Annotated in this window: 19 protein-coding genes and 2 pseudogenes; 12 read left to right on the top strand and 9 right to left on the bottom strand. The window is 71.6% G+C overall.

Annotated elements, in window-relative coordinates; genetic code table 11:
* The first annotated feature begins 130 nt into the window (after positions 1-130).
* Positions 131-814: a hypothetical protein gene (locus LRS14_RS28760; protein ID WP_257802024.1), complete on the top strand. Its 684-nt coding sequence runs from the start codon at positions 131-133 to the stop codon at positions 812-814.
* Here LRS14_RS28760 and LRS14_RS28755 read toward each other — a convergent pair whose 3' ends face one another.
* The 3 genes and pseudogenes from LRS14_RS28755 to LRS14_RS28750 form a co-directional block, all read right to left on the bottom strand.
* Positions 815-1,237, bottom strand: a complete 423-nt coding sequence (locus LRS14_RS28755; RefSeq protein ID WP_257802023.1) for a hypothetical protein — start codon at positions 1,235-1,237, stop codon at positions 815-817.
* Positions 1,238-1,286: 49 nt separating this feature from the next.
* Positions 1,287-1,904, bottom strand: a pseudogene (locus LRS14_RS30865) (MFS transporter); the annotation flags it as partial.
* Between the two features lie 79 nt (positions 1,905-1,983).
* Positions 1,984-2,421: a thioesterase family protein gene (locus tag LRS14_RS28750; RefSeq protein ID WP_257802022.1), complete on the bottom strand. Its 438-nt coding sequence runs from the start codon at positions 2,419-2,421 to the stop codon at positions 1,984-1,986.
* 184 nt (positions 2,422-2,605) lie between these two features.
* On the opposite strand from LRS14_RS28750, the gene msuE reads away from it, so the two are divergent.
* From msuE to LRS14_RS28715, 7 genes and pseudogenes are all read left to right on the top strand, one after another.
* A complete protein-coding gene (gene msuE / locus LRS14_RS28745) occupies positions 2,606-3,178 on the top strand; it encodes an FMN reductase (RefSeq protein WP_046113983.1) in 573 nt (190 codons plus the stop codon).
* A gap of 28 nt (positions 3,179-3,206) precedes the next feature.
* Positions 3,207-4,160 carry a sulfonate ABC transporter substrate-binding protein gene (locus LRS14_RS28740; RefSeq protein ID WP_257802021.1) on the top strand — a complete coding sequence of 318 codons (954 nt, stop codon included), beginning with the start codon at positions 3,207-3,209 and terminating at the stop codon, positions 4,158-4,160.
* Positions 4,161-4,183: 23 nt separating this feature from the next.
* A complete protein-coding gene (locus tag LRS14_RS28735) occupies positions 4,184-5,146 on the top strand; it encodes an aliphatic sulfonate ABC transporter substrate-binding protein (protein WP_046113985.1) in 963 nt (320 codons plus the stop codon).
* Positions 5,147-5,158: 12 nt separating this feature from the next.
* Positions 5,159-6,338, top strand: a pseudogene (gene ssuD, locus LRS14_RS28730) (FMNH2-dependent alkanesulfonate monooxygenase).
* 2 nt (positions 6,339-6,340) lie between these two features.
* Positions 6,341-7,117, top strand: a complete 777-nt coding sequence (gene ssuC, locus LRS14_RS28725; protein WP_257802020.1) for an aliphatic sulfonate ABC transporter permease SsuC — start codon at positions 6,341-6,343, stop codon at positions 7,115-7,117.
* 9 nt (positions 7,118-7,126) lie between these two features.
* Entirely contained in the window at positions 7,127-8,059 is a 933-nt protein-coding gene (locus LRS14_RS28720; protein ID WP_257802019.1) for an ATP-binding cassette domain-containing protein, read from the top strand.
* A gap of 115 nt (positions 8,060-8,174) precedes the next feature.
* On the top strand, positions 8,175-9,275 hold the full coding sequence (locus tag LRS14_RS28715; protein ID WP_232315390.1) for a YihY/virulence factor BrkB family protein: 1,101 nt from the start codon (positions 8,175-8,177) through the stop codon (positions 9,273-9,275).
* Between the two features lie 37 nt (positions 9,276-9,312).
* On the opposite strand, the gene LRS14_RS28710 is transcribed toward LRS14_RS28715, so the two are convergent.
* Together LRS14_RS28710 and LRS14_RS28705 are read right to left on the bottom strand one after the other, a co-directional pair.
* Positions 9,313-9,702: a nuclear transport factor 2 family protein gene (locus tag LRS14_RS28710; protein WP_257802017.1), complete on the bottom strand. Its 390-nt coding sequence runs from the start codon at positions 9,700-9,702 to the stop codon at positions 9,313-9,315.
* A gap of 1 nt (position 9,703) precedes the next feature.
* Complete coding sequence (locus tag LRS14_RS28705) at positions 9,704-9,997, bottom strand: hypothetical protein (RefSeq protein ID WP_257802016.1); 294 nt, start codon at positions 9,995-9,997, stop codon at positions 9,704-9,706.
* Between the two features lie 264 nt (positions 9,998-10,261).
* On the opposite strand from LRS14_RS28705, the gene LRS14_RS28700 reads away from it, so the two are divergent.
* Together LRS14_RS28700 and LRS14_RS28695 are read left to right on the top strand one after the other, a co-directional pair.
* Positions 10,262-11,797 (top strand): alpha/beta hydrolase domain-containing protein, encoded by a 1,536-nt coding sequence (locus LRS14_RS28700; protein ID WP_257802015.1) that lies wholly within the window; start codon positions 10,262-10,264, stop codon positions 11,795-11,797.
* A gap of 32 nt (positions 11,798-11,829) precedes the next feature.
* On the top strand, positions 11,830-12,411 hold the full coding sequence (locus LRS14_RS28695; protein ID WP_257802014.1) for an FxDxF family PEP-CTERM protein: 582 nt from the start codon (positions 11,830-11,832) through the stop codon (positions 12,409-12,411).
* Here the strand turns inward: LRS14_RS28695 and LRS14_RS28690 are convergent.
* The 3 genes from LRS14_RS28690 to LRS14_RS28680 form a co-directional block, all read right to left on the bottom strand.
* Positions 12,399-13,049, bottom strand: a complete 651-nt coding sequence (locus LRS14_RS28690) for a hypothetical protein (protein ID WP_257802013.1) — start codon at positions 13,047-13,049, stop codon at positions 12,399-12,401. The two genes, LRS14_RS28695 and LRS14_RS28690, sit on opposite strands and share 13 nt — an antisense overlap.
* Before the next feature lie 77 nt (positions 13,050-13,126).
* Positions 13,127-14,191 carry an alpha/beta hydrolase gene (locus LRS14_RS28685; protein ID WP_257802012.1) on the bottom strand — a complete coding sequence of 355 codons (1,065 nt, stop codon included), beginning with the start codon at positions 14,189-14,191 and terminating at the stop codon, positions 13,127-13,129.
* A gap of 119 nt (positions 14,192-14,310) precedes the next feature.
* Positions 14,311-15,024: a glycine zipper 2TM domain-containing protein gene (locus LRS14_RS28680; protein ID WP_257802011.1), complete on the bottom strand. Its 714-nt coding sequence runs from the start codon at positions 15,022-15,024 to the stop codon at positions 14,311-14,313.
* A gap of 191 nt (positions 15,025-15,215) precedes the next feature.
* Here LRS14_RS28680 and LRS14_RS28675 point away from each other — a divergent pair, with 191 nt between their 5' ends.
* Both LRS14_RS28675 and LRS14_RS28670 read left to right on the top strand, forming a co-directional pair.
* On the top strand, positions 15,216-16,376 hold the full coding sequence (locus LRS14_RS28675; RefSeq protein WP_257802010.1) for an alpha-hydroxy-acid oxidizing protein: 1,161 nt from the start codon (positions 15,216-15,218) through the stop codon (positions 16,374-16,376).
* A gap of 76 nt (positions 16,377-16,452) precedes the next feature.
* On the top strand, positions 16,453-17,262 hold the full coding sequence (locus LRS14_RS28670) for a class I SAM-dependent methyltransferase (protein WP_257802009.1): 810 nt from the start codon (positions 16,453-16,455) through the stop codon (positions 17,260-17,262).
* A 23-nt stretch (positions 17,263-17,285) separates the two neighbouring features.
* On the opposite strand, the gene LRS14_RS28665 is transcribed toward LRS14_RS28670, so the two are convergent.
* On the bottom strand, positions 17,286-18,149 hold the full coding sequence (locus LRS14_RS28665) for a mechanosensitive ion channel family protein (RefSeq protein ID WP_083440661.1): 864 nt from the start codon (positions 18,147-18,149) through the stop codon (positions 17,286-17,288).
* Position 18,150 lies beyond the last annotated feature (1 nt).

Raw genomic sequence — 18,150 nt, 5'->3', positions numbered from 1 at the left:
TTCAAGGCTGCAGGCTGCAGCGCGATGGAAAGGCAGGGTAGGCCGCCACCCTTAGTCGGACAACGAAGGGATTTGCAGCTTCACATGCGTGCAGCGCGTAACCGTCGCCAGGGCGAGGTAGCATCTTCCGATGCGCCTCCCACTGCCCACCTTCCAGCGCTTGCCCGGCCTGTTGCTGGCCTTGCTGGCGGCGGCTTCCGCCGCGGCGCCACCCGCGCCTGCCTGCAAGCGCTTCACGCTGCAAGGCGAGGTGCATGCCGGGCAAGCCTGGCAGCGGCCCATCGGCGGCGGGCTGGTGTTCCGGCTGGCGCCCGATGAAGACACGGGCTGGCACTTCGGCATCCGCCCCGCCCGCCCGCGTGCGGGCGACGAGCTGGACTACATCTCCATGATGACGCTGCCGTTGCGAGGCCAGCACGTCACGATGATGGATACCTCGTACGGCACGCCGGCGCAAGACGTGGTGGCTTACGGGCGCCGCCGCTTCGCCTTCCTGCTGCGGCCGCAGGACGCACCCCGCGCCGGCCAGTTGCTGCACCGCCTGCTGTGGCCGCTGCCCGACGACGACTTCGAGCAGACCCGGCAGGCACTGCGCCAGCTGCAGTCGCTGCCCGCAGGCAGCGGCGAACTGCGCATCATCCGCTCCCGCATCGAACGCGGCCGCTCGGCAGCCGGCAGCACCGAGCCCGATGCCCACTTCGGCCGCCTGCATCACCTGGCCTTCCGCTTGACGCTGGTGGTGCCCGCCACCGCGCAGACGCCCGCCGGCGTGCCCACGGCCCCGGCGGCATGCGTACGGCCGGCGGATGTCTGACTAAGCGGCCTTGCACCGGGCGGGCCGCTGAGGACGGCCACTGCGCCATGAGCAGGCCGCGGCCGCGGCCAGCAGCACCAGCGCGCCCAGACCCAGGCCTGCATAGCCGAAGCGCAGCACCCATGCACCGCCCACCGCGGCGCCCATGCCCTGACCCAGGTAGACGAAGGCGGTGTTCAGGCCCACGTGGCGCGGGCCCCGCGTCGGGTCCAGCGCCAGCAGCCGGGCCTGCTGCGCGGCATTGAGTGCAAAGGCCGCCAGCGCCCACGGCGTGAGCACCAGCATGGCCATCGGCAGGCTGCGGGCCGTCGGCCAGGCCAGCATGGACGCTGCCATCAACCCCAGGCAGCACATCACCGCCCGCGCCGCGCCTACATGGTCCACCAGCCGCCCGACCCAGCCTACGCCCAGCGTGCCCAGCACCCCCCAGCGCGCTTAGCGCCAGCGCCACCGCTGCAGGCCCGGCCTGCAGCACCTCGCGGCAGAAGCTGGCGAAGTAGGTCAGCAGCATCAGCTGTGCGGCCGACGCGAAGGCGGTGGTCCACAGGCACCAGGCCACGCCAGGCACGACCGCCCCGGGCGGCGGCGCCTGGCGCGTGGCCGGGGCGGCCGGTGCCGCGCGCAAGGCCCACGCCACCATCACTGCCACCAGCAGGCTCGCCATGCCCAGCGCTGCGAACACCGTGGGCGCGCCCCGGACGCCGCCGAACCAGGCGGCGGCCGGCAGGCCCACGACCAGCGCCAGCGGCCAGCCCAGGTAGATGCGCGCGGTGATGCGGCCCAGCCGCTCGGCGGGCACCTGCGCAGCCAACCACGCCGCGGCCTGCGCGGTGAAGACCGCAGGGCCCACCACCTGCAAAGCGCGGCTGGCCATCAGCGCCGGCAGCGACGACTGCGTCGCCGACCACAGCAGGGCCAGCCCCTGCACCACCAGGGCTGCCACCAGCAACCTGCGCTGGCCGATGCGCCTGCCCAGCCAGGGCGCCAGCGGCGCCACCACGCAGATCACCGCGCCGGACAGCGTGACCAGCTGGCCCACTGCCGCCGCGTCCGCCTCCAGCGCATCAGCCAGTGCGGGGATCAGCGCCATCAACATCACGGCGCAGGTGGCCACCACGAAGTTGCCCGCCAGCAAGGCGGCGACCCAGGTGCGCTCCATGCGCACCGCGCTACGGCAGCACCGCCAGCGGCTTGGCCTGCGCGAGGCGCGCGCAGCCGTCGGCGATGCTGGCCGGTGGCGGCACGATGCGGCGGGCCTTCAGGTCGAACCAGGCGCCGATCATGCGGTAGCGGGCGACCAGGGCCGCACCGCGCTCGAAGGTCACCTCGTGCACGAAGCGGCTGCCGTCGGCACTCGCCGCCAGCAACTGCATGGAAAGCCGCAGCGCCTCGCTCAGCCGCACTTCCTTCAGGAAGGTGGAGGTCTCTTCCAGCGTGATGGGCGCGACGCCCTCGCGCGTGAACAGCGCCGGCCCCAGGCCCACGCGCTCGAACCACTCCGACCGGGCGAAGGTGGCCCAGTCCGCATAGGCGCTGTGCCGCAAGTGCCCGTAGGCATCCACATCGGCCCAGCGGATCTTCACCACCACCTCGTCGTGCTCGTTCATCAGCCGCCTCCGAACGACAACTCTAGGGGCCGCACGGCGCGGGGCCGCGATATTCGGGCTGCAAAAAGTGGCCGTGCGCGTCCGCCACTGGATGCGCTGCCGGCGTGCTAAACACGCTGCGCAAGGATCGACCTGCACAAACCTTCGTTGGCCCGACGCCGCAAGCTGCCTAGCCTTGCGGCCCATGAGCACACCCCACCGCATCACCATCGTCGTCGGCAACACCGGTGACGTCTCCCGCACCAAGGTGCTGGCCCAGGCCATCGGCGACGCGCTGGCCGCGGCGCTGCCCGTCACCCTGCAGGTGGTCGAGGTCTGGAAGCTGGCGCCGCAGATCGGGCCCGCGCTGTCGCCCAAGGGCCTGCCGGACGAGGCCGCGGCGGCGCTGCGCGCCATCGAGACGGCCGACCTGCTGGTGGCGGTGACGCCGGTCTACAAGGGCTCGTATACCGGCCTGTTCAAGCACCTGTTCGACCTGCTGGCGCCCGACGCCCTGGTGGGCCGGCCGGTGCTGCTGGCCGCCAACGGCGGCAGCGACCGCCATGCGCTGGTGGTGGACCACCAGCTGCGGCCGCTGTTCGGCTTCTTCCGCGCACTCACGGTGCCGTCGGCGGTGTATGCCGCCGAGGCCGACTTCGACGGCTACGTGCTCACCGGCGCCGGGCTGCAGGCCCGCATCGCCGAAGCCGTGCAGCAGGCGCAGGCGCTGCTGGCCAGCCGCGCGCCGGCGCAGGCCCTGCTGCGCGAAGCGGCCTGATCCCTCCACCTGTCCAGACAAGCTCGCCATGACCGTTCAACGACGCCACCTCCACCGCGTGGCCCTGGCCGCCGCGCTCGCCTTCACGATGGGCAGCGCCGCCGCGCAGCCGCAGGAACTGCTGCGCATCGGCTTCCAGAAATCGGCCAGCCTGCTTACCCTGCAGAAAGCCCAGGGCACGCTGGAGAAGAAGCTGGCGCCGCTGGGCGTGGGCGTGAAGTGGGTGGAATTCCCGGCCGGCCCGCAGCTGCTGGAGGGCCTGAACGTCGGCTCCATCGACGTGGGCTACGTGGGCGAGGCGCCGCCGATCTTCGCCCAGGCCGCCGGCGCCAGCTTCGTGTACGTGGGCAACGACCCCGCCGCGCCGGAGGCCGAGGCCATCGTGGTGCCCAAGGACTCGGCCATCCGCAGCGTGGCCGACCTGCGCGGCAAGAAGGTGGCGCTCAACAAGGGCAGCAACGTGCACTACCTGCTGGTGCGCGCGCTGGAGAAGGCGGGCCTGGCCTACACCGACATCCAGCCCGTGTTCCTGCCGCCGGCCGACGCCCGCGCCGCCTTCGAGAAGGGCGCGGTGGATGCCTGGGTGATCTGGGACCCCTTCCTGGCGGCGGTGGAGCAGCAGACCGGTGCCCGCGTGCTGGCCGATGGCCGCGGCCTGGTGAACAACTATGCGTACTACCTGGCGGAGCGCAGCTATGCGCAGAAGAAGCCGCAGGTCATCCGCGTGCTGTTCGACGACAGCGTGGAACAGGGCCGCTGGCTGAAGGCCAACACCGCCCGCGCCGCGCAGCTGATCGCGCCCATCCAGGGCCTGGACGTGCCGGTGGTGGAACGCGCGCTGCAGCGCAACCAGTTCGGCGTGCTGCCGGTGACGCCCGCGGTGGCGGCCGAGCAGCAGAAGATCGCCGACGTGTTCCATGCGCTGAAGCTGATTCCCAAGCCGCTGCGCATCACCGATGCGCTGCCGGCCGCCGCCAACTGAGCCGGCCCACCCCGGAGCACACGATGACCCGACACACCCTCACCCGCCGCCAGCTGGTGGCCACCGGCCTGCTGCTGGGCGCCGGCCTGCCCGCGCTGGCCCAGGCCGCGCCGCTGCGCATCGGCTTCCAGAAGGGCTCGATCAACCTGGTGCTGCTGAAGAGCCTGGGCCTGCTGGACAAGCACCTGCCCGGCGTGCCGGTGAGCTGGATCGAGTTCCCGGCCGGCCCGCAGCTGCTGGAAGCGCTGGCCGTGGGCAGCGTGGACTTCGGCGGCGTGGGCGATTCGCCGCCGGTGTTCGCGCAGGCCGCCGGCAAGCCGCTGTGGTACGTGGGCGCGGAGCCGCCCAAGCCGCTGACCAGCGCGCTGCTGGCCCGCCCCGCCGCCGGCCTGAAGACGCTGGCCGACCTGAAGGGCCGGCGCGTCGCGCTGCAGAAGGGCTCCAGTGCGCATTACCTGCTGGTGCAGGCGGTGCGCCGTGGCGGCCTGCAGTGGCGCGACATCCAGCCGGTGTACCTGCCGCCCGCAGATGCCCGCGCGGCCTTCGAAAAGGGTGCGGTGGATGCCTGGGCCATCTGGGACCCGTATTACGCCGCGGCCGAGATCGGCGGCAACGTGCAGGTGCTGGCCACCAGCCAGGGCCTGACGGCCAACCACAGCTTCTTCCTCGCCTCGCAACCGCTGACGCAGCGCGAGCCGGTGCTGAAGGCACTGTTCGCGGCGCTGACCGAAACCGACCGCTGGCTGCATGCCAACAAGAAGGAGGCGGCGCAGCGCTTTGCCGACTTCTCCGGCCTGGGCCTGGCCACGGTGCACCGCGTGATCGAGCGGCGCAACCCGGCGCCGGTGGCCCCGCTCACGCCGGCCGTGGTGGCCGAGCAGCAGAAGGTGGCCGATGCCTTCGCCGAGCTGGGCCTGATCCCGCAGCGCATCCGCGTGGCCGACATCGTCTGGCAGCCCGGCGGCGCCACGCTGGCTGCCCGCTGAGAAAGCAACCCCATGACACTCAAGATCCTCTGGTTCATCCCCACCCATGGCGACAGCCGCTACCTGGGCACCGCCCAGGGCGGCCGGCAGGCCGACTTCAACTACTTCAAGCAGGTGGCGGTGGCCGCCGACACGCTGGGCTACGAAGGCGTGCTCATCCCCACCGGCCGCTCCTGCGAAGACCCGTGGACGGTGGCTTCCAGCCTGATCGACGCCACGCGCCGGCTCAAGTTCCTGGTGGCACTGCGCCCGGGGCTGATGACGCCGGTGCAGCAGGCCCGCATCGCCGCCACCTTCGACCGCCTGTCGGGCGGCCGGCTGCTGCTCAACCTGGTGACCGGCGGCGATGCGGAGGAGCTGGAAGGCGACGGCCTGTTCCTGCCGCATGCCGAGCGCTATGAGCTGTCCAGCGAGTTCCTCACCATCTGGCGCGAGGTGCTCAGCCGCAGCCATGACGGCACGCCCTACGACCATGAAGGCAGGCACCTGCGGGTCAAGGGCGCCAAGATCCTCTACCCGCCGGTGCAGGCGCCGTACCCGCCGCTGTTCTTCGGCGGCTCGTCGCCCGAGGCGCACGAACTGGCCGCGCGCCAGCTGGACACCTACCTCACCTGGGGCGAGCCGCCGGCCGCGGGTGGCGGCCAAGGTGGCCGACATCCGCGAGCGCGCCGCCCGCCACGGCCGCACGCTTAGCTACGGCATCCGGCTGCATGTGATCGTGCGCGAGACGGAGGAAGAAGCCTGGGCCGCCGCGCGCGACCTGGTCAAGCACCTGGACCCGGCCACCGTGGCCGCGGCGCAGAAGAAGTTCGCCAGCATGGACAGCGAGGGCCAGCGCCGCATGGCGGCGTTGCATGGCGGCCGCTTCGATCCGCACGACATCCGCAAGGGCCTGGAGGTGCATCCGCACCTGTGGGCCGGCGTGGGCCTGGTGCGCGGCGGCGCCGGCACCGCGCTGGTGGGCAATCCGCAGCAGGTGGCGAACCTCATCAACGAATACGCGGAGCTGGGCCTGGAGTACTTCGTCATTTCGGGTTATCCGCACCTGGAGGAGGCCTACCGCTTCGCCGAGCTGGTGTTCCCCCTGCTGCCGCTGAAAGTGCGCGACAAGCTGGTGCAGCCGCAGCTCACCGGGCCCTTCGGCGAGATCGTGGCCAACGGCATCGTGCCGCGCGCGGTGTCTGCGAGCTGATGATGGACAACGCACGCCAATCCCTGCGCCGCCTGGCGCCCTGGCTGGTGCCGGTGCTGGTGATCCTGGGCTGGCAGGCCGCCTCCACGCTGGGCTGGCTGTCCACCCGGGTGCTGCCCGAGCCGCTGGCGGTGGTCAAGGCCTTCTGGACGCTGGCCGCCTCCGGCGAGCTGTGGACCCATGTGGCGGTGAGCACCCGCCGCGCCGCGGCCGGCTTCGCCATCGGCGGCGGGCTGGGGCTGCTGCTGGGCCTGTTCACCGGCAGCTTCAAGGCCGCCGAGACGCTGCTGGACAGCACGCTGCAGATGGTGCGCAACATCCCGGCGCTGGCGCTCATTCCGCTGGTGATCCTGTGGTTCGGCATCGACGAGACGGCCAAGCTGTTCCTGGTGGCGCTGGGCGTGTTCTTCCCCATCTACCTCAACACCTTCCACGGCATCCGCTCGGTGGACAAGGGCCTGATCGAGATGGCGCGCAGCTACGGCCTGGGCGGCTGGCAGTTGTATAGACAGGTGATCCTGCCCGGCGCGCTGCCGTCCATCCTGGTGGGCGTGCGCTTCAGCCTGGGCCTGACCTGGGTGCTGCTGATCGTGGCCGAGACCATCTCGGCCCAGGCCGGCATCGGCTACCTGACGATGAACGCCCGCGAGTTCCTGCAGACCGACGTGGTGCTGGTGGGCATCCTGCTGTATGCGCTGCTGGGCAAGCTGGCCGACCTGCTGGCCAAGGGCCTGGAGCGCTGGTGGCTGCGCTGGCACCCCGGCTACCAGAGCGCCTGAACCCCCACCATGCGGACGACCACGATGATGCATCCCTTCCTGTTCGACGTCGAAGGCACGGCCGCGCTGGATGCCGGCCTGCCGCGCCGGCCGCCGGCCACTCCGCCAGCCGATGCGCAGCCGCTGCGCCGCGGCACGCCTGCGCCCGACCGAGGCCTGGCCGTGGCCCTGCGCGGCGTGGCCAAGCGCTATGGCGAGCGCAGCGTGCTGGCGCAGATCGACCTGGACATCCGCCCCGGCGAGTTCGTGGCCATCGTCGGCCGCAGCGGCTGCGGCAAGAGCACGCTGCTGCGCATGCTGGCGCAGCTGGAGCAGCCCAGCAGCGGGCTCATCACGGCGCAGGCGGCCGAGGCGGCCGGTGCGGGCCCGCTGGCCGCGCACCAGGCCGCCATCCGCATCATGTTCCAGGATGCGCGGCTGCTGCCCTGGAAGCGGGTGCTGGACAACATCTCGCTGGGCCTGGCCGGCCCCGATGCCCGCGACCGCGCGCTGGAGGCTCTGGCCCAGGTGGGCCTGGCCGACCGGGCGCATGAATGGCCGGCGGTGCTGTCCGGCGGCCAGCGCCAGCGCGTGGCCCTGGCCCGTGCGCTGGTGCATGCGCCGCGGCTGCTGCTGCTGGACGAACCGCTGGGCGCGCTGGATGCGCTCACCCGCATCGAGATGCACCGGCTGATCGAATCGCTGTGGCTGCGCCACGGCTTCACCGCGCTGCTGGTCACGCACGACGTGGCGGAAGCGGTGGCCCTGGCCGACCGGGTGCTGCTGATCGAGGACCAGCATGTGACGCTGGACCAGCGCATCACGCTGCCGCGCCCGCGCCGGCATGGCGATGCAGCCTTCGCGCAGCATGAATCGCGCATCCTGCAGCGGGTGCTGCAGCAGCCCGCCACCGAGTCGCCCCCGGCCTGGCCGGAGGCACGCGGCTGGCGCTTCGCGGTGTAGCACCAGCAGCCGCTTGTCGGCCGATGCCCACAAGCGGACGGGGCGGCGCACCCTTGCTGCGCCGCGGTGCACACGGATGATCGCCCAGACCCGTTCGCCCCCGCGAGGAAGCACCATGGCCCCCACGTCCCACACCCTGCACAGTCCACCGATCACCGATCCCATGCGGGTGGCCGCCGGCCGCGCCAGCCCCAGCGCACAGGAAGCCGGCGCGCAGGTGCCGCCGCCGGTCGACAAGCCCGCCTCGCTGACGAGCCGGGTGGTCAAGCTGGTCAAGGACTCGGTCAACGCCTGGGTGGACGACAACGCGTCGAGCATGGGCGCGGCGCTGGCCTACTACACGCTGTTCTCGGTGGCGCCGCTGCTGCTCATCGTGCTGGCCATCGTGAGCCTGGTGTTCGATGCCGAGGCCGCGCGCGGCCAGATCTTCGAACAGCTGCGCGGCATGATGGGCAACGACGGCGCCGCCGCCGTCGAAGGCCTGGTGCAGAGCATGAGCCAGCCCTCCAAGGGCATCCTGGGCACCTTGATCGGCATGGTGGTGCTGGGCATCGGCGCCACCACCGTGTTCGCCGAGCTGCAGAACGACCTGGACCGCATCTGGCGCGCGCCGGCCCGGCCGCAGAGCAGCGGCGTGTGGTCGCTGATCCGCGCGCGGGTGCTGTCCTTCGGCATGGTGCTGGCGATCGGCTTCCTGCTGCTGGTGTCGTTGGCCATCAATGCCGCGGTGTCGGCCTGGGGCTCGTGGACGGCGCCGGCCGGCTACGAGGCCATCGGCCAGATCATCAACTTCGTCATCAGCTTCGGCGTGGTGACGGTGGCCTTCGCGATGATCTACAAGTTCATGCCGCGGGTGCGCATCCAGTGGCATGACGTGTGGGTCGGCGCAGCCATCACCGCGCTGCTGTTCTCCGTCGGCAAGCTGCTGATCGGCCTGTACATCGGCAAGAGCGGCGTGGTGTCCGGCTTCGGCGCGGCCAGCTCCATCGTGGTGCTGCTGGTGTGGGTGTACTACTCGGCGCAGATCTTCCTGATGGGCGCGGAGCTGACCTGGGTGTACTCGCACGAGTTCGGCTCGCGCCGCGGCCAGGTGCGGCCCACGTCGTCGGTGGCGCAGCTGGTGGCCGAGGACACGCCCATGGAGCGGCAGGTGCACACCACGCAAGGCGCGGCCACGGCCGCGGCCTCGCCCGCCGGCACGGTGGCGAAGGGCTGAGAACCTGACTGCCCGGGCGGCGCCGACGGCGCCGCGCTCAGGCCATGGCCTGCGCCACCAGCAGCGTGTCGGTGAACTGCTCGAAGCGGCGCACCAGGCCGCCACGCACCTCCCACACATGCGCCACGCGGGCGTCCAGCATCTTGCCGGTGGCGCGATGCCGGCCGCGGTAGCGGCCCACGCCGACGACATGCGGGCCGGCGTCGAGCAGGGTTTCGAGCTCGAAGCGGTAGTCTTCCCAATCACGGCCCAGCACCCGGAACACCTGCTCCACCACCTGGTCCGGCCCGACATGGGTGCCCGCACACGGGAAGCCGGCCATCTCGGTCCACTGCACGTCGGGCGCCACCTCCGCCATCATGGCGGCGACATCGCCCCGGGCTGAAGCGGCGTAGTGGTCCGCCACGATCTGATGAGGTGTACGCATTTCAAAGGTCTCCATGCAGGGGCTGGCGGGTGGTCGCCAGACAGGATTCGAACAAGGCCAATTCCTGCGCCAGCGATCCGCGCTCGCGGAACTTGCGGCCGGCCCGGCCGTACCAGTGCTCGGCGTCTTCCAGGTCGCCTTCCTGCACGTGCAGGATGCCGTGCAGCCAGGCCGCCAGGTCCGACGCGTCGCGCTGCACCATGTCGTGGGCCTTCACCCACAGGCCGGCCCGCAGCATGTCCAGCACGTCCTGCAAGGGCGCCGGCTGATGCGGCATCGAGGTGTTCTCGCTCATGTCATCGCTCTCGTCGCGCGGGCGGCGCGGTGACGGCACTGTAGGCACGCCCCCTGCGGCGATAAAGCGCGGCCCGCGCGCTGGTCTGTCAACCGATCCGGCGCAAAGGCACAGCGTCGCCCGCGCGACAGTGCACCCAGGAAAACACGGCCTTGCGGTCCGTGTCGTTGGTGACTACAAACCATCGACCCCAAAACGAATGAAAACGAACGTTCGTTTGGCGGGTTTCGAAAGCAGTAGTAACAACAACGAACGGAGACGAAGATGCCAGGACCCACTCCCTCAGCTCGGCCAGCGCGGGCGGCCACGGCCACCGCGGCCGCCGCATTGCTCACCGCCTTGGCCGCCGCGTCCGCACAGGCGGCCACGCCGGTGCCCAGCGTCACCGGCCCCATCGCCAGCACGGCGCAATCCCATCCCTTCGGCGGCGCCGCGCACACGCTGCGGCCGCAGGACCTGGCCAAGCTGGGCTACGTGGAGGAGGAGTACCTGATCAGCGGCCAGGCCAACGTGTACGAATGGCCCGCCCCCGGGCCGGCCGTGGTGCGCACGGCCGATGCGCCCTACACCACCCGCGTGCTGGTGCGCCGGCCCATCAGCCCGAAGAAGTTCAGCGGCAACGTGATCGTGGAGCCGCTGAACCCCAGCAACCTGTTCGACCTGAACATCGGCTGGGGCCTGTCGGGCGAGCACTTCGTGCGCAATGGCGACGTGTGGGTGGGCGTGACGGTCAAGCCGGTGTCGGTGGTGGCGTTGAAGAACTTCGACCCGGTGCGCTACGGCGCACTGAACTTCGCCAACCCGCTGCCGCTGGACGACCCGCGCAATTGCGCCACGGTGCCCGCCGATTCGTCGCGCACTACCGAGAACGGCCTGGCCTGGGACATCATCAGCCAGACCGGCGCCTGGCTGAAGAGCCAGGACAACAGCAACCCGCTGCGTGCGGCGGCCGGCTTCCAGCTCAAGCACCTGATCGGCTTCGGCTATTCGCAGACCGGCGGCTACCTCTACAACTACATCAACGGCATCCACCCGCGCGAGACGGCGCGCAACGGCGGCCGCCCGCTGTACGACGCCTACATCGTGGCCGTGGCCGGCGGTGCCTTCGCGGGGCTGTACCCCATCAACCAGTGCAACCCGGCGCCGCCGGTACCCGACCCGCGCCGGCAGTTCAACAACGTGGGCGTGCCCATCATCCACATCATGTCGCAGTCGGACTACCTGACGGGCATCGCCTCCCGCCGCCCCGACAGCGACGCGCCGGGCGACCAGTTCCGCCACTACGAGGCCGCCGGCATGGGCCACGCCACGCCCGACGAGCTGTACAGCGCCGCCAAGCCGGAGGACATCGTCAAGGCCGGCCGCACCGTGCCGCCGATGTCGTGCAACGAAGGGCCACGCAGCCGCTTCCCTTCCAGCATCCACTTCAACGCGGTGTTCCAGAACATGGACCTGTGGCTGCGCCGCGGCCTGCCGCCGCCCAAGGCCGAGCCCATCACCGTGGCCGAGGGCAAGCCGGTGCTGGACGTCTTCGGCAACGTGACGGGCGGCCTGCGCAGCCCGTTCGTGGACGTGCCCACCAGCACCTGGAACGGTGCCTCCACCGGTGCCAGCTTCTGCTTCATCGCGGGCCACGAGATCCCGTTCGACGAAGCGCGGCTGAACCAGCTCTACACCAGCCATGGCGACTACGTGAACCAGATCAAGGGCAGCGTCAACCGCCTGGTGCGCGACCGCTTCCTCACGCCGGCGGACGGCCTGAAGCTGCAGCGCGAGGCCGCGCAATCGCAGATTCCCTGACCACCGGCATCCCCATCCAACGAGGAGACTTCATGAACCTGTCTAGACAAGCCACCCGCCGCCTGGCCACGGTCGCCCTTGCCGCCGCGGCGGCCCTGGGCGCCACCACCGCGCAGGCGGTGGACCTGGCGCTCGACTGGGGCACCCACGGCCCGGCCCGCCTGGCCCAGCACAACCCCGGCCCCGAAGGCAGCTTCTTCGTGGACACGTATTCCTTCAGCCTGGACGCCGGCAGCTGGCAGATTGCCAGCACCGCGGTGGCCAACGAGCTGATGCTCGGCGGCAATGCGGTGTACTCGATCATCGGCGGCAGCTACGGCCTGTATGCCGACCCCGACGGCACGCCGGAAAGCGGCGACGAGGACCTGGTGGGCGGCACGATGAGCAACTTCGACGGCACCACCGGCGAGCTGAGCATGCAGGCCACCGTGGGCCAGGGCCGCTACTACTACCTGGTAACGGGCCTGGCCTTCGGTAGCGCGGGCGGCGCCTACCAGCTGACCTCGGCGGTGGCCGCGGTGCCCGAGCCCGGCTCGGCCGCGATGCTGCTGGCCGGCGCAGCGGTGCTCGGCGGCATCGGCTGGCGCCGTCGCCGCCGCGATCAGAAGCGGTAGACCACGCTGACGCCGATCTGTGGAATGCCGCGCAGGCGTTCCACGTCGTCGCGGATGTCGTCGAGCTCGCGCTCGACGTCCTCCCGCGGCACGGTGGCGCTCAACAGCGGCCCGCTGACGCCGCCGGTCACCTTGGGCTTGCCGAAGGCCAGGCCGAGGTCGACCATGAAGCCCCAGCCGCCCACCGCCTGCGGCGGGCGGCCGAAGCCGATGCCCATGTAGGGCATGACGGTGGGGTACTTCACCCGCACGTCCAGCCGGTCGTCGGGGCCGGCCACGTACTGGCGGTCGCCGATGGTGATGGTGGTGCCGTCGGCGCGGCCGGTGAGGCGGGCGCGGGCATCGTTGACGGTCAGCCCGGCGGTGAGGCGGAAGTTGCGGTGCACGTACCAGTCGCCGAAGAAGGCCAGGCGGTCCACCTTCACCCGGCCGTCGTAGTCCACGCCGTCGTCGCTGCGGTCGTAGTCGATGCGGCCCAGCGTCGTCACGTCCGCACGCAGCGTGAACCGCTCGTCCAGCGGATGGGCATAGCCCAGCGTGATGCCCGGCAGGCCGGCACCCAGGTACACGTCACCCGCCTGCGCGGCAAAGCTGCTGGCGGACAGCATCACGAAGGTGGTGGCAAGAAATGGCTTCATCGGTTGGCCTTTCAGCGGGCAGGGGCGCCCGTGCGCCCAGCGACGGCAAGCCGCGTACCTCCGCCACCACCAGTCGCTCAGCCCCCTACCGCCGCCGCTACGCCCGCATCGCCCGCCCAGGCCTGACGCAGGCGCTCGCCCGCATAGGCCTGTGCTTCGCGGGCCTTGTGCAGCACCGCGGCGGCGCCGAAGAATTCGTGCGCCACGCCTTCGTATTCGCGCCGCTCCACCGCATTGCCAGCGGCGCGCAGCGCGTCTTCCAGCTTGGCGCCGTCGCTGCGCAGCGGGTCCAACCGGGCATTGATGATCGTCACCGGCGGCAGCCGGGTCAGGTCGGCGTCGATCAGCTGCAGGCGGGTGTCCTGCAGTTCGTTCTCGTTGTTGACCAGGTGGTCGACGAACCACTTCACCATCGCGCGGTTCAGCGGCTTGGCGATCGCGTTCTCGATGTACGACTCGGTGTTCAGGCTGGTCTGCGCCACCGGATACACCGACACCACATGCCGCGGCGCCGGCAGGCCTGCATCGCGGGCGGCCACAGCGGTAGCCACCGCCAGGTTGCCGCCGGCACTCTCGCCGGCCAGGGCCAGGCGCGCGGGATCGCCGCCGAGCTGCCCGGCATTCAGCGTGAGCCAGCGCCAGGCGGCCAGCGCGTCGTCCCAGGCCGCAGGAAAGCGGTGCTCCGGTGCCTGCCGGTAGTCCACCGACACCACGATGGCGCCGGCCTGTGCGCTCAGGCCGCGTGCGCCGCCGTCGTACACATGGCGGTTGGCGATCACCCAGCCGCCGCCATGGAAGTACAGCACCACCGGCAGCGGGCCATTGCCCTGCGGCGTGTAGACCGTGGCCGGCAGCGGGCCCGCGGCGCCGTCCACCTGGATGTCGGTGGTGCGCACGCCCGGCACCAACAGCTCGGGCGCGGCCGAACGGCCTTCCCGCTGCAGCAGCGTGCGCACCGCATCGGCGATGGTGGGTTGCTGGCGGGCCTCGGCTACGCTCAGCTTCTCGATGGCCTTGGGCTGCAGCGACTCATGCGCCTCGGCCAGGTCCAGCATGTCGTCGTCGGCTCGCAGCGCGGCCACGGCATTGGAGACCGCATTCACCAGCGGATTGGGTTGGCCGTGTGTGTCAGGCGTTGGCATGGTCAGGTGTTTCCTAAGGTTCTTGAATGGAACCTCAGGCTAACCACGCCCTCGCACCGGGCCTGTCGGAAGACTCCGGCGCCGCGCGTGGGCGCAGCCCGCGCCGCGCCGTACGCCGATCAGTTGATGGGGCGAACGCCGTCCCCGTCCACCCGCACCCGTGCGCCCTCGGCCGGCGCCGTGCGCTGGGTGATGGTGCGGGTGCCGCCGTTGTCCATGCGCACGCGCACTTCGTACACCGTCTCGGCCCGCATGCGCTTTTCCACCTCGTTGCCGGCCACGCCGCCGCCCACGGCGCCCAGCACCGTCATCGCGGTGCGGCCATTGCCGCCGCCCACCTGGTTGCCCAGCACCGCGCCCAGCACGCCGCCGGCCACCGCGCCCACGCCTTGCGCGTCGCCCTTGCGCTGCACGGCGCGCACGCTCTGCACCACGCCGCAGGTCTCGCACACCGCGGGCGCCACGCGCTCCACCGGCTGCGGTGCCTGCGCCACCACTGGCGCCGGCGCGCTCTGGCGGGCCACCGGCGCACGCTCGGTGCGCACCGGCGCGGGCTTGTCCTCGGGCTGCTGCGCCAGGCTGGGCGGCGACGGCGGCACCATCGGCTGCGGCCGGTCGTCCGGCGCGGTGTTCATCGCCGCCGGCGGCGACATGACCTGGCTGCTGCCGGCCACCAGCTCGGGCTGCGAAGCGCCGCGCAAGGCCCAACCGGCACCGGCGGCCAGGGTGGCGATGAGCAGCGCACCGCCCACGATGGCCACCACGGTGCGGTCACTGGAGCGGCGGCGGTGGGAGCGCACCGGGGTGGTCTCGGGCAGGGCGTTGGTGGACATGGCAACTCCTCGATTCATGAGTAATGCCTGTATGAACGCGCCAGGCAGCATTCGGTTTGCCCGGCGGGTGCATCAAGCGTCACGTGCTGTAACGGGCACATGCCCGTGCGCCCGATGCGGCAAGCCCTGCGCCCGGGCCGGGGCCGGCCCCCCCATTAGGATGGGGCGGCGCATGAGAACAAGGAGTACGCATGCCCCACTACGGAGACTTCCAGAACGCCATCTACGGCGCCGGCCTGGCCGGCGTGCTGCCCAAGGTGCCCACCGACTTCGCCACGCTGGAGGCACGCGCCACGGCCGCGATGACACCTTCGCTGCTCAACTACGTGCAGGGCGGCTGCGGCGATGAACTCACCCAGCGCCGCAATGCGGAGGCCTTCGGCCACTGGGGCATGGTGCCGCGCATGATGGTGGACAGCGCGGCGCGCGACCTGTCCGTCGAACTGTTCGGCCAGCGGTATCCCACGCCGCTGTTCATGGCGCCCATCGGCGTCACCGGCCTGTGCACGCAGGACCAGCATGGCGACCTGGCTGCGGCCCGCGCCAGCGTGGCCACCGGTGTGCCGCTGTGCCTGAGCACGCTGACCAACGATCCGCTGGAGGCCGTGGCGCAGACGCTGGGCGAGCAGCCCGGCTTCTTCCAGCTCTACACGCCGAAGGACGAAGCCCTGGCCGCCAGCCTGGTGCGGCGGGCCGAGGCCGCAGGCTACCGCGCCATCGTGGTGACGCTGGACACCTGGGTGACCGGCTGGCGGCCGCGCGACCTGAACACCGCCAACTTCCCGCAGCTGCGCGGCCATGTGCTGAGCAATTACTTCAGCGACCCCGCCTTCCGCCAGCTGCTGGACAAGCCGCCGCAGGAAGACCCGGCCGCCGCGGTGCGCGCCTGGGCCAAGACCTTCGGCCGCGTTCTCACCTGGGCCGACATGCCCTGGCTGAAGAGCCTGACCAAGCTGCCCATCGTGCTCAAGGGCATCTGCCACCCCGACGATGCACGTCGCGCGGTGGATGCCGGCGCCGACGCCATCTACTGCAGCAACCACGGCGGCCGGCAGGCCAACGGCGGCATCGCGGCCATCGACATGCTGCCGGCAGTGGTGCAGGCCGCGGGCAGCGTGCCGGTGCTGTTCGACTCCGGCGTGCGATCGGGCACCGACGTGGTGAAGGCCCTGGCCCTGGGCGCCCGCATGGTGGGCGTGGGCCGGCCCTATGCCTACGGCCTGGCGCTGGATGGCGCCGACGGCGCGGCCCACGTGCTGCGCTGCCTGCTGGCCGAGGCCGACCTGCTGATGGCCGTCAACGGCTGGCCGACGGTGGCGGCGGTGCGGGAGGCGGGGGCGGTGCGGGTCTGAGCGCGGCCGGCCACCGAATCGCCGTAAGCTCGCCAGAACGCAGCCTGGCCGGCCCGGCCATCCCCCGGAGGTGACCATGTCCCGCACACCGGATGCCGCGCCTGCTTCGGGCGGCCTGGTCTTCAACGACGGCGCGGCCTACGAGCTGATGATGGGGCGCTGGAGCGCACAGGTGGCGCAACCCTTCCTCGACTGGCTGGCGCTGCCGCACGGCCTGGACTGGCTCGATGCGGGCTGCGGCAACGGCGCCTTCACCGAGCCGCTGGTGCTGCATGGCAGGCCGGCATCGGTGGTCGGCATCGACCCCTCGGCGGCGCAGCTGGCCTTCGCGCGCCAGCGCCCGGCCACCGCGGCCGTTCGCTTCCTGCAAGGCGATGCACAGGCCCTGCCGCTGGACGACGACAGCGTGGATGCCGCCGTGATGGCGCTGGTGCTGTTCTTCCTGCCCGATCCGGCGCGCGGCGTGCGCGAGATGGCGCGGGTGGTGCGGCCCGGCGGCACGGTGGCCGCCTACCACTGGGACCTGGCCGGCGGCGGCTTCCCGCTGCAGCCCATCCTCGATGCGGTACAGGCTGAAGGCCATGCCACGCAGCAGCCGCCCAGCGCCTGGGCCGCGGCCCTGCCCGCCTCCGAGGACCTGTGGCGCCAGGCCGGGCTGGTGGCGGTGCACAGCCGCCGCTTCGAGGTCAGCCGCCGTTTCGACAGCTTCGACGACTACTGGCGCAGCGCCCAGGCCAGCCCGCGGCTGCGCGACCTGTTCGCGACCCTGCCGCCGGCCGATTTGCAGCGGGTGAGCGAAGGCGCGCGCCGGCAGGCCGGCATCGCCGGCAACGGACCCATCGTGCTGAAGGCCACGGCCAACGCGGTGCAGGGCCGCAAGCCCTGAACCGGCCGGCCCCGCCCGTTCCGCTACAGGCCGCTCACGTCACGCTTGGCGCCGCCGCGTCCGGGGCTGCCCGGGCCACCCGGGCTGCCGGGTCCGCCGGTGCCGGTGCCCAGGCCGCCGCCCAGTCCGCCACCCGGTGCGGCCCCGCCGCCGGGGTTGAAGGGCGTGACCTGCGCCGGGCCGGCCGAAGACCGGCTGCCCCTGGCCGGCAGGCTGTCCGCACCCTGCGACGGCCACCAGCGCTCCAGGTGCGCCGCGGCCCAGGCACGGCCGCCCAGGCCGAAGGCCAGCGCCAGCGCCAGCACCAGGCCGCCCAGGATGATCAGGAAGCTGTAGCGCACGATGGCGCCGCCGATGTCCAGGTGGTCCAGCGCGATCATCAGCACGAAGATGAGGATCGCGTAGCGCGCCAGGCCGCCCAGCAGGTCGGCATCGCGCACGCCCACGCTGTGGCAGTAGGTAGCCACCGCATTGGCCACGAAGCGCGCGAAGTACGCGCCGAAGGCCAGGATCAGCAGGCCGACGATCACCTTGGGCACGAACACCATCACCCGGCCCAGCAGCTCGGTCACCTGCGTCAGGCCCAGGCCGTTGAAGGCCACGATCAGCGCCGCCAGGATCACCACCCAGTAGGCCAGCCAGGCCAGCAGGTCGGTGGTGTCGGTGTCGCTGCCGCCCTTCTGCAGCAGGCCGTCGATGCCGGCCCGCTTGGTGACGATATGGAAGTTGATGGCGCGCAGCGTCTTGCGCACCACCAGCCGGGCCGCCTTGGCCACCAGCACGCCGATGATCAGCACGCCGGCGGCGATCAGCAGCCGCGGTATGAATGCGCCGATCTGCAGCAGGAAGGCCCGCAGCGGCTCCAGCATCACGTCTACCCGTTCCATG

Origin of the sequence: Aquincola sp. J276, assembly GCF_024700035.1 — a bacterium.
GTDB classification, from domain to species: Bacteria; Pseudomonadota; Gammaproteobacteria; order Burkholderiales; family Burkholderiaceae_C; genus Aquincola; species Aquincola tertiaricarbonis.
Note: the sequence above shows the minus strand (reverse complement) of the source record. Positions and strands in the feature narration are given on the sequence as shown.